The following is a 14,750-nucleotide window of genomic DNA, read 5'->3' on the forward strand; positions in this document are numbered from 1 at the left end:
CTGCTCTTTCATATAAGCGAGGACCTTGTCACAAGGTGCTGTGCCAACGCATAGAGTTGCTTTGCTACTTCGCCTGATGCTAAAGAGGTAACATCGATTTGCTTTAAATTCGGATGGCTAAACTTAATTAGAGAAGAGTTTAAGCATTCTTCAGAAATCTCTGTGTGCTTGAATCGTAGCCTGCGCTCTGGGGTGCTAATCCTTTTGTAATGCTCCTCTAAACCTATATGAAGTATTATGGGAACAAATAAGGATCCCCGTGTTTCAGCTGCTGATCTGACTTGTTCATATAATTCATGGTCTTCTTCTGTTTCATAAAGGACATTCGTCAACACATAATTGGATTGCCTATCTTGGCTTATGAATGTCAACACCGCAGCACGGATAGCATCTATTAATTGCCAAACATCTTTCGGGATAGGGGTTTTTCCATCCAAATTCATTAAGGAAAAGATCGGATTATTAATTAAATGATTATCAACAACTTTAAAATCATATTTAGCAAGCTCTTTAGCGCAAGTATATTTACCGCAGCCTGGCCGACCAATTAAATAAATTGTTACAGGTTGACTCATTTTATCCTCTCCTTGCTTAGGCCACATATGCTTTTAATCTGCTCTACCATTTTCTCAACATTAAGGTAAGTTGTATCAATAATTGGAGCATTCAACTCTTTTGCCTGATGATATAGATGCTGCGACCAATTCTCCATAACTGGATTAGCGAGGTCAGGCTGCTGACGCTCATGAATCAGACGTCTCTCTCTTTCCCGTCGATCACAATGAAATAGAATGATTTGATAATTTGTCAACTGCGCTAGCTTAAAACCATGGATGATAAATTTCAAATCTGTCTGCATATCAAGAAAGATATGCTTTTGCTCCCCTATTCTATCTTTAATCTTGGCAATCCATTGATAAGTTACATGCTCTTGCCATGCTTCCGGTGATCCATACTGAGCCACCATTTCTTCATAGCTAGGCACCCCTTGCGCATCGAAGCGCTCACATAAAATCTTAGCCTCGCTTGCTTCTTGCGCTATTTTATGAAGCGCTGTGGATTTACCAACCCCAGAAGCTCCGGTAAAAAAGGTTATCATAGGCATCGCTAATTTATCCTTGATTCTGAATTATATCATTTGTCCCAGGTATAGAATAAATGGATAAGAATTAGGCTACTGCGTTATACTTTTCTAGGTTATCAATTAACTGCCTTAACTTCTTGGCAATAAAGCCCTCATATTCGGGAAAACTGACTAATTCAGGAGCTGAAATAATTCGCAAGAAGCTTGATACCCATAAAAACGGTCTTAAAATGGAGGCAATCTCTAAAGCTTGGTGTAAAGCAGGAGATGGAGCATAATCGCGCCATTGATCTAAATAGGACTGACAGAGAGTTTGATAAATCTGCCCCTGCCTGATCAAGGGGTGATGCCGTTGATTACTCTCCAAGAAGGAAGCGAGGGAGAAGAATGGATGCGCCACAGCAGCATCGCCAAAGTCAGCAATAGTAATGTGTTCTCCTTTAATCAGAACATTATGATCATGAAAGTCGCCATGCTCTAGAGTTTCGGGAATCCCTAAACCACCTAATAGCTCACATGATCTTGCAAAAGTGCCACTAAGGTCTCGCAAACGAGCAATCTCTGCCGTTGTAAGTTCTTGCTGGATTAAGCACCCTTCATCAGCAAGCAACTGTTGAAAAAGCCCAGGTAGGTGCCTAAGACGATGATCCAGAGCCCCAGTCGTCATTATTAAATCCTGCGCAATGGAAAGGCAGGCCTGCTGCAGCCGTGCATAGGCTTTTAATACCTCACAATTAATTGCTACATTATAATTCTGCTGCATAAGATAACGCAGCGGCTGCCCCGCATCTTTCATGAGGAAGCAGTTATGGTCTGAGCTGATAGCGATAATGTCAGGCAGATTGGCAAAGTGGTGCTGGGTTAAAAGCCCAAGCAACGCTGCTTCAAAAGCAAATTCTTTAGCCATACATTTTAAAAAGACTTGTCCTTGTGCGGTTGGAAAGACAAAAATTTGGGCCCACGGCGTACCCCGCACCAACTGGTCGCTGCCAACAATTTCATAGCCGCAAACGTGTAAAGTTGTCCGCGCCCAGTCAAGTTCCCCACTCATGCTTGATTGTTATACCTCCTGTTATTTAAGGCCATGTTACATTTTCTGGGCGCTTATTAGAACACTTTAAAGAATTATAGGAAGGATAAACTCAATGCTATCTTTAGAACTCCGCTCCCTGCCCTGTTTATAGTGTTGTTAAAGCAATAGTCAAACTTTTAACTGTAGATTTAATCTTAAAGATTAGCTTATTTACTTTGCTTTCATTTCATCCTTGACACACAATCTATTGTCACTTATATATAAGCTGTCTATAACTCCTCATTTAAAGGGGGCATTACCATGCAACATTATACTTTCCAACATAATAATTAATAGGAATTATTTTAATTAATAATTTTCCTTAAGATTTTATTGATCACTTAGAAAAACTTAAAAATCATATATTATCCCCTTATCCGCATACTCTGTGGGATGGGAAAAGATAACATAGATCTACTCTTCGTGATCTAAGATATTACCTTTCAAATACTTTTTATTAAGAGAGTACAATCTATGGGCAATAATGTCCGCGAAGAAGTTATCATCCGTATTATTGCGGGCGAAAATAGCTGGATTGAAGGAGAAGCCGTCCAGCAACTTGAAAAAACTGCCGCGCTCCCAGGAATGAAAATTGCCGTCGGCATGCCAGACTTACATGCCGGCAAGGGGCACCCTATTGGAGCAGCCTTTATTACTGAAGGGGTTTTTTATCCCAGCCTGGTTGGTAATGATATTGGCTGTGGCATGGGATTATGGCAAACTGATATCCCCCTCAATAAACTGAAAATTGAGCGCTGGGTAAAGAAGCTGAATACGCTGTCTGAACAAGATGAGAACACAATTGAAGAATGGAGCGAAAGATATGCCTTACCGCAATCGCATTATAATGCGTCTCTGGGGACCATTGGCGGTGGCAATCACTTTGCTGAGCTACAACAAGTGGAATCGATTGAACAGCCGACCAAATTTGAGGCGCTGGGTCTGGATAGAAGCTGTGCAGTTCTGCTCGTTCACTCTGGGTCTCGGGGCTTAGGAGAAAGCATACTACGCCAGCATGTACAAGACTTTGGCAGTCAAGGTCTGGCTGATGAAAGCCAAGCGGCAGTTTCCTATAAGGCCTGCCATGATTATGCCTTAAGGTGGGCTATTGCCAATCGTGCCTTAATTGCTAAGCGTTTGTTGTCGCGACTTGGTTATCAAGGTAGACCTATTCTGGATATTTGCCACAATCAGGTAATGCCGATTACTGTGGCTAATCAGAAGTGCTGGATTCACCGCAAAGGAGCCACCCCTTCTGACCATGGATGCGTTATGATCTCCGGCTCCCGGGGTTCCTGGAGTTACCTGATCGAACCCATTGGAGACCAGAGCTATAACGCCTATTCCTTGGCCCATGGCGCAGGACGAAAGTGGAAACGTTCAGATGCTCAACAGCGTCTAAGCCAACGCTTTAGTGCGCAAGATTTAAGGCGGACGAAGCTTGGAAGTTGGGTGGTTTGCCAGGATGACCGCCTTATTTATGAGGAAGCTCCGCAAGCTTACAAAGATATCGATCAAGTTATTACAGATCTGGTGGAGGCTGGACTGATACAAATTATTGCAAAATTCATACCTCTATTAACTTATAAAGGAGATAGGCAATGAAAATCTGGCTCCATGTTACCTCAGGCCAAGGGCCTGAGGAATGTGCTTGGGTAGCCTCTAAAATTACTCAGCTTATTTTACAGGAAGCGACAACGGCTGGCTTTCGTGTCCAACTGGTTGAAGCTGTGCAAGGTAAATCTGCCTCTTCGCTGTTATCAGCACTAATCTCTCTTGAAGGAGAAGACCTTCGGCAATTTATTAATTCTTGGACCGGCACTGTGCAATGGATAGGCCGGAGCCCCTTCCGCCCCTTCCATGCTCGCAAGAATTGGTTTATTGGCGTCGAGGCAGTGACTGCCCCAGAGAACGACTATAAACTAGTGGAAAAAGATTGTGACATTAAAGCAGTGCGCGCTTCAGGCCCCGGTGGCCAACATGTTAACAAAACTGAGAGCGCGATTCAGATTACCCATCTTCCTACCGGCATTGTTGTCAAGGCGCAAGAAGAACGCTCGCAACACCTTAATAAGAAGTTAGCCTTAGCTCGGCTAATTAATTTATTGAAAACGAAACAAGCGGAAAAGGATCTGAATAGACAAAAAGAAAGATGGGAACAACATCATGCCTTAGAGCGGGGAAATTCAAAACGCCTCTATAAGGGAGAGAAGTTTATTCGCCTAAGATGAAACCATTTCGATACTTAAACCTATGCGCGGGACATCGATTAAAACAAGGACGTTTCTTGGAAGAGCGCATTTAAAATTACACTTAAAACCCTCAAAGGGTAAAATTATAAAGGCATGAAGGGCACTCAAGATAGTCTTGAAGCTTCATGCCTGCACCTAGCACATGGATAGAGCTAAATTAGCTTTAGCCAAAATTATAGGTGACACCCATTACTACAGCTGTGTGGCCGACGCGCATACGCGGTGAGCTATTCTCATAAGCAAATGATCCTGGTACACTATTACCAATAGTCATCTTGACTTTCTGAGGAAGACTATATTTGGCTTCTAGACGGGCTTTCCACTTGCCGCCGACAGGCATTTCAATACCAACACCTGGAACAAATGTAAATAGAGTCTTAGTTTTCGATACTCTTAGAGTTGCGTTGGCAACAGTATCTGTACCGCTATAAGAAAGCTTATAATGTGACCACTCTCCGCCCAAACGCGCATAAAGAACTGCGTCAACGGTCGTACGATACCCAAAACGAGCTGCGAAACCATAGGATGCTTTATGTTCAAACTTAAATGACTCATTTACAGCAACCAGTTTCTCACTAACAATTTTCTTGCTAAGAGTATTCAAATTACCGAGAATTTCAAATCCCATCAACAGGTTGTTGCATGGGTAAGCATAACCTACTACCAATCCCCCCATAAAATCTCTGCTACCAGTTTTGAGGTTGTGCTTTTGATCAGCAGGTTTATTATAAGCATCAAACTTAGCATCCATATTATTTGAACCAATAAATGGACCAACATATATCTGCCCGCGTGCAGCTTGTGCACCTGACACGAATCCCAATAAAGCTGTCGCTAAAATAATTTTCTTCATATCAATTTCCCTATAATATTAAGAATTTCCTTCCTGAAAACTTACTTCAGACAAAGGAACCATCCTCTTTAATCCTCATGTAGCAGTTACCCTAAATCAACAATTTTATGTTATTTTTATTTAAATATGTTTCAATATGTGTCTTTTTGGCATCCCTGTCTCCGTCTATAAAAAAATCTTAAGAGATGGCTTTAGTTAACTAAATTTTAAGCTTTCTACTCTACACTTTAAATTGGGTAACCTTTAAATCATGGAAGTTTTAAATGACAAACAGATTACTAATGTCAGCAGCTGCACTACTACTTGTAGCTAGCTCAAGCGCAGAGGCGGCACAATGGAATGGACCAAGATGTTCTCAGGAATTTAGAAGATGGCAAGGCATGCATGGAAATTCAGATGCTAATTCACCAGCACGAATTAATTCAGCAGCAGAAATCTTTAGAAACTGTCATAAGCTCGGCGCCTTAACTGAAGCTCAGAAAGTGATGATCGCTGCTGCCGGACGTTTAGATAGAGCTACTGGCAATCCTCTTCCAGCAGCACCAGCCGCCGGTGCGATGGTACCAGGAGGTGCAGGAGCAGGCGCAATGGTACCAGGAGGCGCAGGAGCAGGCGCAATGGCACCAGCAGCTGGTGGAGCAGCAGTAGCCGCACCTAGAGGAGGAGCAGCCGCAGGAGCCCCCCTAGGAATTGGAGCACCTGCACCAAGAGGGGGAGCAGCTGCAGGAGCACCCTTAGGAATTGGAGCACCCGCACCTAGAGGAGGAGCAGCTGCAGGAGCACCTCTAGGAATTGGAGCACCAGCAAGCGCTCAGCAACGCCAACACCAAGGCGGCGCCATGGTACCATTTGGTGGTCAACAGCAAAATCCAGGGCAGCATGCAGGTCATCGCTTGGCTATTGACGCACCTGCACCTGGTGGTGGTTATGGTCATGCCCCGCGCCCCTTTATTGCTGGAATGATAGAGCCTAACCCTGACATGGACCGCCCTCTTCCGCCCCCACCTCCCGGTGCTGAGCTAGAAGCAGACGCATTCGGAGGAGCAATACCACTGCCACCACCGCCAGCAGGAGCAGACGCATTCGGAGGAGCAATACCACTGCCACCACCGCCAGCAGGAGCAGGTGCACCCGGAGGAGCCATCATCCTTCCTCCACCCCCACCACCAGCAGGTGCGCTGGTAGTAGCCGGAGCCCATGGAGCACGACGAGCCCCTGAAGTAGGTGCACCAGGAGCACGAGTAAATCCAGGTTATGAGGCACCTGGGAGCCTTAGAGGCGCCATAGCAGATGCCATGAATAATCGACGACCTGCCATTGTGGGCACAGGCGACGTCGGCGAGGAGGAGGCTGACGATACTAACTGGGATGATGTAAACCCAGACGACTATCGTAGCTAGAGAGCATGATTAATTGGATGCTTGGGCGTTAGCCCTACCCTTAAGCTCCTCAAGATCCCTTGGCCTTTTCAAAGGTCAGGGGATTTCTAATTATAGAGGAGAGGAAAGAAGTTTAAAGCACGCCTCAAAGGTCCCCGTTTATTGCTCATCTTAAAGCAAAAGCAATGCGAGAGAATATTATGCTTTACAATTTAAGCCTGCTTCAAAGCGAATAACTCGGGTTGATAAGCTTGAGCATTGTACTTTTTTAATATTTTTCGCAGCCAATTCAGATGATAATTAATAGTAGTGAAGGCAGTACAAAATTCTTCATTTGGCCAGAAAATTCTATTTTCTAAGTCCAAGCTGTTCATCAATATTCCTTGAGAGCATATAGCTGCCAGCTTATACTGCCCCGCACTTTGCTCAATAAAGAAAGGTGAGCCACTGTCGCCTGGACCTAACGGTGCCAAAAGAAAATGAGCATCTTTGTCTACTTCATAGGCTGGAAGCAAAGGAAAATCAGTTCCTGGAATGGGGATTTGGGGGAGATTCTTAGCTGTCTTATATTTGGAAGAATAATAACGATAAGGATCGTTAGGAGGAGATATATGTAGTTTTGCGTAAGTTACATGACGCTTGTATTCCTTTGGATGAGAATCATAATTTGACCTTAAGGTGAACTCGCCAGAGACACACCACCCGTCTATAAAACATTTCTCAGGATTTTCTTCTGGGGGGAAAAGTTGAGCATCAGATTGAGCGCACAGAAGGGGAAAATTTTCCAGCGGGAGAGATGACTCTAAATGTAGAATTGCTATGTCATAACAGTCTATCGGCTTATGTTTTAAGGTAAGCTGACTCGGACGTAAGGCTATTTCCTTTATATTATAAGACTTAAAATTAAAAATAAAAACACCTGAATAAAAATCCTTTATGGTATGAGCTGTCGTCAGCACCAAGTTTGGCGCAATCGCTGTCCCGACAGAGCAAAAAGGTTTTCCATTTTCTTTTTCAATTTCTACCACACCTACGGCTTGAGCGTAGCTGGCTGTTTCTCCCAGCCATATCGCTTGATCATAAGCTGTTGCTTCAACGGTCGTACCCCCTCGAGGAAAAGAATGTTTTTCACTATCATCCACTAATCCGGCGTATGCTCCAAAAGAGACTAAATTTATGGCAAAAATAATTTTAATGATTTGGGCTTTTAGCATGTAATCCTCATTTAAATACTTATTATTAATGTTTTAGTTGTTACAAAGATGGAAATACCCTTGAGTATTATATCATCGATAATCTTCTTTTCTGTCAATAGACGAGTAAGCAAGCCGAATTAATTCGTACAGATCCTCTTATAATTATGCTTCCTTTTAACTTAGATTAAATCTTTTTACTACAGAGCAATTTTTTTAGGGGTTAACTGTACAGAGCTTCATCAATTCTAGAAACGGATTCCCTAGCCTTGTTTAAGCAAAACATCTGCTTGCCAGTATAGACAATAAATTGGAAAAAACACGCAACGGGCAAATTTTAATAGCGGAAACAATGAATTAAAAGAATATTGCAAATGTGACGCGCCTCCGATTGGGGTAATAGAGAAGAGAAAGCTCTCTTCTCAAAATCATAGCAAAAGTAAACCTTGCGTTTCTATTAAGAAGATAGCCCTCTATTAAAAAATATTAATTTTCCATAAGTTAAGCCAAACTGAAACTGAATCGGTTTTCAACAGAACCTGTGGATAACTCTTTTAATAACTTCAGAATAAAACTTAACGCATGGCTCCTGCTGTGGATATTAACCCTTTGCTAATAATTTAAGCTCAGTGTTAAAAACTTGCAGAACGTTTATAATAATCTCCTGTAAGACAGTCACTCTTTTAAACAGTAAAATACTTACTGTAACATTAAGGGGCAGTGGAATTTATTAATTCTACAAAAGGGTTATCAAGATAGCTGTGAGAGCATATGCGGGTCGAGAGTACTATTATCCCCCTGGCCAATCCCAACAAAGAAGAGCGGTTGTTCAGTACTACTCGTCAAAGACAAGAATTTCTCTACGCCAGAATCACTAAATGCTCCTGTCATCCACGTATCCAGCCCTAAGGCCGTTGCTGTCAATACGATGGATTGAGAGGCGTGACCGATATCGATTAATGCCATGCGGTAACCGCGTGAGTGAGGATATTTCCACCACGCCTTTTCGAAACGTGAGGTTAGGAAAATGCCGGCTGCTAAGCCTTCAGCAAAATACTGACCATATAGAAGCGGGATCAATTCCTCTTCTGCAAGTTTTTCTTCAATTAAAGTTAAATGATGGTCAAATGAATCGTAATGATAGATGCCTGGCGTTAAGCCTTCGATGCGAAAAGCAATCAAATAAGCTTCCTCCGGATGCAGGCCACCCGCTGAGGGAAAAGATTTACGCCGCCCCATAACCTGCAAATCATTTTCTTCTAAGTCCGACCATTTCTCGTGAAGGGGCCCTAAGCTTACAAATAAAAGTGCGCTCAGAGTTTCTAAAGAAATCTTTTCCCCCTTAAAGGAGCGGTTGGTTTTCCGTCTTTTAATCACCGAATAAAATCTTTCTTGTTCCAATAGAGAAAGATCAGGCTCCGGCAATGACACTATAGGTGCCCCTTCTTTGCGGATATGAAAAGTGGGCGGATGCGTACTAATTGAGTTACAATAAGCTAAGTAGTTTTCAATCCAGTCGTCTCGACTCATCCCAATTAAATGTTCTGCAATGTCTTTGGTGCCAATATGAAAGATCTTTGAGAGTTCATCCCATCCCCATTCCCTTTGCAAAAAAGGGGTTTTAGCAATTAATTGTGCCTGTTCTAACTCTGCATCAATGAGTAATAAGCTCTCAGCTTTTCCTTCAGCCCAAAGCCGCAATCGCTCCATATATTCAGGAGCTAAAGTAAATTGAGTATGATGAAGATAATTCCATACCACAAATTGACCATCTTTAATCAGGAAAAAGAGATTGGGGTTGATATACATAAGGCTATCCTTTTAAGTACCCTACGGCTTTATTTATTATTCTTAATAAGCTGACCTTTACCCTACCCCTATTCCCTCACTTTGAAAAGGAAATTTATCTTAAACAAAGCCATAATTATGGAAAAGATTGATATTAATTTTGTTATCTCTGCTCCCCTTCTTAAAGAAAATACTTGCAGTAATTGAAGGCTATATCCGTGCCTCTCAACAAAGTTAAGAAGGGACAATATTTTCTTGCTCCCTTAAAATTTTATCCCTCTGTTAAATATAAGGCCCCTAAAACCTCTGCTACACCATTGATTCTCATCTATATTAGCCTCGGAATAACATTACCCGCCCCTTTAATTTTATGGAGAGCGTCGTTTTCAAGAAGAAATTAAAGGCGAGATAGCGCTCCTCCTGTCAAATAAGGAACTTAAATTAATGGAGCTACATATATTCGACAAAGCGGATAGGCTTGAAACTCTTATGTCCCAGCCGTAAGGAGAGTATATTTCTTCTAAATTTTACCTCTCAGCCATATTTAAAATCGGCTAATCATTTAGTACAGACGGATGACAATGGAGAACTATTAGCCCTAAAAAAATTATTCCTGAACAGGGCTAATTTACTAACCAGTCCTTTCCCGAACCCACACTTACTGAGTCTTCCTTTAGAATAGCTCCCAATTGAGGAAGATAAAAGCGCAAAGGGTTGTGGTTCCTCTTGGTTCATTTAGCTTTTGCGGGAATTTTAATAAATGTAAGCTTGCCTTTCTATTTATTCCTACACGATTAGCTTGGATGAGTAAGAATCACCTTTTATCAAATAAATACCCTTTGAAAGTCTGCATCTTTATTTTTTAATAATGGTGACAGCGTACTTGCATTAATCCTGCCAACAACCCCTCTATGCTCTTTGAAAGGATACTGTATGCTTATGGCGGCCAAATAGATTGCAGCAGTGTAAGTTACTGATCTGAAGAAATGCTCATCACAATGTTTTGAAGCCGCTGCGTTCGCCAGAGATGCTGAAGATGTTAATTTTTTAATTGCTCTACGAAGATTAAGGCTCACCGTTAACTAAGATAAAGCCTCTGTGATTTCAAAAACCACAGAGGCTGGCATCGAAAGAACAACAATATAACCGAGGTTGTAATACTTTATTAACAAATTTACAAGCTCTAAAAACACCTTTTTAGATTTTTTTGCAATAAACATAAAAATAATTCAATAAAAAATCTATATAAATATTTTATACACCATATTTAATTACTATATTCATTTAAATTTTACTTAAGTTTATATAAAATAAATTTCAATTTATCTGCATTTTAGCTTGTTCTACGCCACAGTATAGCAATAAAACTCAAGCCAATAGCACACATTACCCTCCTGCTTGAGCACGAGGAGTTTCTAGCATAACCTTATATTTATTGTTTAATTTTAGAAATGCCATTAGGTTTAAGATGAGAGTATTCTTATTACCCTTTTTGCTAAGCAGCGTATCTCCTTTAATTGCTGTTAAAGCTCTTGAATCCTTTCACTCTGATGCCAATAAAATATTATCTTCCCCTGATGCCGAACAGACCCGCAGACAGATGAGAGAGGCCTGTTGCAAGGAACGTCAAGAAGGGAAAAGCACAGAGGAGTTTTATCATGTAGGCCTTGCCTACCGTGATGGTAAAGCTGGGGGGGGTATGCCTAAGGATCATGGATGGCGTAGGAATGGGCTAAGGCGTACTTTTATGAAGCTGCTATGCACAACCATCTTAAAGTCATGCACAATCTGGGATCAATTTTTTATAATGCCAATGATTATAAAACATCTGCTTTATGGTTCCAAAGAGCTGTTAATCATAGGTTTGCGCCGTCGCAACGCAATCTCGCCCGCATGGCAAATGACAACCTTATTGATCCGACAACCGTTTACTTTGCCGAAAAGCATCGTCCTTACCCTTCCCCAACCCTCCTTAAGCCAAACCCGACCGCCTTTGAAGCCTATTCCCTCCCTCCAGAATTACAGCTGGGCTCTTATCAACTGTCGCCTATATATGGCGATCCCGTATCTTTGGAATATGTTACGGAACAGCTTAAAACGGTACCCCATCAGCAAAAAGGGATTAACGGGATGCTTATCAACACAGCCCCTGACCTTACGCATCTGCAAACCATTTCAGACTTGCTAGCAGATGAACAGGGTCGTAAGTTCTTATGCCGTATCTATAACCCTATCATAGGTTTCAAGAATAAAAATTCAGAAATTGACAAATATTTCCAAGCTGCTGTCGATCAAATTATTGCATCTGATCAGCCCGCACAAGCCTATAACTTTTTAAAATTTCTTTATTTGAAAGCAGGGAGTATTAATCTGTTCTCGCCCTCTCAAGCTTTGCCTTATTTTATCTCGCTCGAAAGTTTATTACGGTGTGAGTCTGAGCTGGCCGGACAGCGCCTGGTCCAACCCTACATGGATCAGATTCAAATCTATCTGAACATTAAGAAAGCTTATACTCCGCTTTTCCTAACTGCCGATACGGTCCAAATTGCAAGCTGCAACACTCAAAATCAAGAACAGCTAGCCATTATTGAAGCGCTACACAAGCTGAAAGAAACCCATGAAAAACCATCCAGTGATAGCAAAGTATCCATTAATGGAAAAGCATATCAATCTGAAGCTTTTTACGGGCCAACAAGATTTATAGGCTCTCTCGTATATAACCAGGGCGATCTGGAAGTTATTAGCAGTAGCTATGTTATCAATAAAACTACTCTTCTGGATGGCCCTGCCCTTATTAAAGTCAAAGAATTTACCCTTGCTGATGATTTTGCTGCTGCCAAAGGGGCAGTGATCATAGCGGAAAAATTTAAATTTTTACCAGGACGTATCTGGAAGCCGCAGAATTGTCACTTTATCCGAACTGAGAAGGTTAAGCTTGACCATTCAACCTCCCTAAATGACTGAATTCCCGCTTACAGTTAGCTTGAGCAGCATTCAACACAATAGCCTGAGCGCTATTGTTTTTGCTCAGCTTTAATTCCCCACTTAAGTTCTAGGAGATGAAAGAGTGGTAAGCCTTAGAGATTTTCTATAATGCGCTCAACAAATCAGCATAAAGCTTTTTCTCTGCTATTGAAGCTAAAGCATTACCTGCTAATTTTATAAGTCAAACCAGCAGGCAATTTATTCTATGATTGCGTTTCCTTGAGGGTTCATTTAAAAATGAAAGAAATCAATTTGTTTACAGTAAGATTAATGAAAAACATTCGTAACTTTGCTATTATTGCTCACATTGATCATGGCAAATCAACCATGGCAGATCGTTTAATTGAACATTGTGGCGCCATCGAATCCCGCGAAATGAAAGATCAGCTTTTAGATTCAATGGATATTGAGCGGGAACGCGGCATTACTATCAAAGCTCAAACAGTGCGCCTTAATTACAAAGCCAAGGATGGGGAAACTTATCAATTAAACTTAATGGACACACCCGGTCACGTCGACTTTGCTTACGAGGTTAGTCGCTCTCTGGCTGCCTGCGAGGGGTCTCTTCTTATTGTTGACGCCAGCCAAGGGGTGGAAGCGCAAACCCTAGCTAATGTGTATCAAGCAATTGATAATAATCATGAAATTATTCCAGTACTGAACAAAATAGATTTACCTGCTGCTGACCCTGAGCGGGTAAAGCAGCAGATTGAAGATGTTATCGGTTTAGATGCCTCTGATGCTATTCTAGCCTCAGCAAAATCTCGGCTAGGTATAGAAGACGTTTTAGAAGCCATTGTTCACCGCTTACCACCACCGACAGGTGACCAATCAGCCCCGCTTCAAGCCATGCTAATCGACAGCTGGTATGACGCTTACTTGGGTGTAATGATTCTGGTACGAGTAAAAAATGGCATCCTTAATAAAGGAATGAAGATCCGCATGATGTCGACAGGGGCCACTTATGAGGTGGACCGGGTTGGCTATTTTACGCCTAAACAAGTGTTGATTGATCGATTGCTGCCGGGTGAAGTTGGGTTTATTACTGCCAGCATTAAAGCGGTGGCTGATTGTAAAGTTGGCGATACTATCACTGACGAGCGCCGGCAAGCAGCGGCACCTTTACCTGGCTTTAAACCCTCTGTACCGGTGGTTTTCTGTGGTCTATTCCCTGTGGATGCAGCAGATTTTGAAAGGTTACGTGACAGCCTAGCTAAGTTACAACTAAATGACGCGAGTTTCCATTATGAAGCCGAAAGTTCAGCGGCGCTCGGCTATGGATTCCGCTGTGGTTTTCTAGGATTACTGCATCTCGAGATTATCCAGGAGCGTTTAGAACGCGAATTTGACCTCGATTTAATCACAACAGCCCCTAGTGTTGTCTATAAAATATATATGACTAATGGCACCCAGATTGAACTCCATAATCCAGCCGATTATCCTGATATAGTTAAAATAGATCGCATTGAAGAACCCTGGATCAAAGCAACAATTCTAGTACCTGATGATTATCTAGGTGCTGTGTTAACCTTATGTAATGAGCGCAGAGGCATTCAAGTTGACCTCACTTATGCTGGCAACCGCGCCATGGCTGTCTATAAGCTTCCTTTAAATGAGGTCGTTTTCGACTTCTATGATCGTCTCAAATCGATTAGCCGCGGCTATGCTTCCTTTGATTACACCTTAGACTCGTATGAGGAAAGTGATATCGCTAAAGTTGCCATCCTTGTTAACAGTGAACCTGTAGATGCCTTGTCGATGCTTGTCCATCGCGGGCGAGCAGAAGCGCGCGGACGCATGATTTGTGAACGGCTTAAAGATTTGATTCCGCGACAGCTGTTTAAGATAGCCATCCAAGCTGCCATCGGTGGCAAAGTGATTGCTCGGGAAACTGTTTCTGCTCTTCGCAAAGATGTCACAGCTAAGTGTTATGGTGGTGATATTTCGCGCAAACGCAAGTTGTTAGACAAACAAAAAGAAGGTAAGAAGAAAATGCGACAGTACGGCAATGTGGAAATCCCGCAAAGCGCCTTTATTGCTGCCTTAAAAATGAATGACAATTAAGCTATAATGCTTACTCCTGGCAGCTTAAGAGCACAACTCTTAAGCTGTACTTTTACCCTATTAGCTAGCAATTTATAATT

Annotated in this window: 11 protein-coding genes; 5 read left to right on the forward strand and 6 right to left on the reverse strand. The window is 42.1% G+C overall.

The genetic code is table 11. The features are described 5' to 3' along the window. Window positions 1-8 precede the first annotated feature (8 nt). From HMO_RS0110355 to HMO_RS0110365, 3 genes are all read right to left on the reverse strand, one after another. Entirely contained in the window at window positions 9-575 is a 567-nt protein-coding gene (locus HMO_RS0110355; protein ID WP_010302525.1) for a nucleoside/nucleotide kinase family protein, read from the reverse strand. Next, window positions 572-1,105 (reverse strand): ATP-binding protein, encoded by a 534-nt coding sequence (locus HMO_RS0110360; protein WP_010302527.1) that lies wholly within the window; start codon window positions 1,103-1,105, stop codon window positions 572-574. Before HMO_RS0110360 ends, HMO_RS0110355 begins: the two co-directional genes overlap by 4 nt. A gap of 64 nt (window positions 1,106-1,169) precedes the next feature. Continuing rightward, window positions 1,170-2,135, reverse strand: coding sequence for an aminoglycoside phosphotransferase family protein (locus tag HMO_RS0110365; protein ID WP_010302529.1), 966 nt, complete (start codon window positions 2,133-2,135; stop codon window positions 1,170-1,172). Between the two features lie 495 nt (window positions 2,136-2,630). On the opposite strand from HMO_RS0110365, the gene HMO_RS0110370 reads away from it, so the two are divergent. Continuing rightward, window positions 2,631-3,761, forward strand: a complete 1,131-nt coding sequence (locus HMO_RS0110370) for an RNA ligase RtcB family protein (RefSeq protein WP_010302531.1) — start codon at window positions 2,631-2,633, stop codon at window positions 3,759-3,761. Then, window positions 3,758-4,387: a peptide chain release factor H gene (prfH, locus tag HMO_RS0110375; RefSeq protein ID WP_010302533.1), complete on the forward strand. Its 630-nt coding sequence runs from the start codon at window positions 3,758-3,760 to the stop codon at window positions 4,385-4,387. Before HMO_RS0110370 ends, prfH begins: the two co-directional genes overlap by 4 nt. A 184-nt stretch (window positions 4,388-4,571) precedes the next feature. Here the strand turns inward: prfH and HMO_RS0110380 are convergent, their stop codons facing one another. Further along, on the reverse strand, window positions 4,572-5,261 hold the full coding sequence (locus HMO_RS0110380; RefSeq protein ID WP_010302535.1) for an outer membrane protein: 690 nt from the start codon (window positions 5,259-5,261) through the stop codon (window positions 4,572-4,574). A 263-nt stretch (window positions 5,262-5,524) separates the two neighbouring features. Between HMO_RS0110380 and HMO_RS17105 the strand changes: the two genes are divergently transcribed. Further along, on the forward strand, window positions 5,525-6,661 hold the full coding sequence (locus HMO_RS17105; protein ID WP_029448885.1) for a hypothetical protein: 1,137 nt from the start codon (window positions 5,525-5,527) through the stop codon (window positions 6,659-6,661). A gap of 191 nt (window positions 6,662-6,852) precedes the next feature. Here HMO_RS17105 and HMO_RS0110390 read toward each other — a convergent pair whose 3' ends face one another. Both HMO_RS0110390 and HMO_RS14720 read right to left on the reverse strand, forming a co-directional pair. Beyond that, the gene (locus HMO_RS0110390) at window positions 6,853-7,854 is read right to left on the reverse strand and encodes a S1 family serine peptidase (protein WP_010302540.1); all 1,002 of its coding nucleotides are present in this window, start codon (window positions 7,852-7,854) and stop codon (window positions 6,853-6,855) included. A gap of 729 nt (window positions 7,855-8,583) precedes the next feature. Beyond that, the gene (locus HMO_RS14720; protein ID WP_010302543.1) at window positions 8,584-9,642 is read right to left on the reverse strand and encodes a SagB/ThcOx family dehydrogenase; all 1,059 of its coding nucleotides are present in this window, start codon (window positions 9,640-9,642) and stop codon (window positions 8,584-8,586) included. Between the two features lie 1,737 nt (window positions 9,643-11,379). Between HMO_RS14720 and HMO_RS0110410 the strand changes: the two genes are divergently transcribed. Both HMO_RS0110410 and lepA read left to right on the forward strand, forming a co-directional pair. Next, window positions 11,380-12,585, forward strand: a complete 1,206-nt coding sequence (locus HMO_RS0110410) for a hypothetical protein (protein ID WP_010302553.1) — start codon at window positions 11,380-11,382, stop codon at window positions 12,583-12,585. Between the two features lie 291 nt (window positions 12,586-12,876). Next, a complete protein-coding gene (gene lepA, locus HMO_RS0110415) occupies window positions 12,877-14,670 on the forward strand; it encodes a translation elongation factor 4 (protein ID WP_010302555.1) in 1,794 nt (597 codons plus the stop codon). Window positions 14,671-14,750: the final 80 nt, after the last annotated feature.

The sequence above is a fragment of the Candidatus Odyssella thessalonicensis L13 genome (assembly GCF_000190415.1).
In the GTDB taxonomy this organism is placed as follows: Bacteria; Pseudomonadota; Alphaproteobacteria; order Paracaedibacterales; family Paracaedibacteraceae; genus Paracaedibacter; species Paracaedibacter thessalonicensis.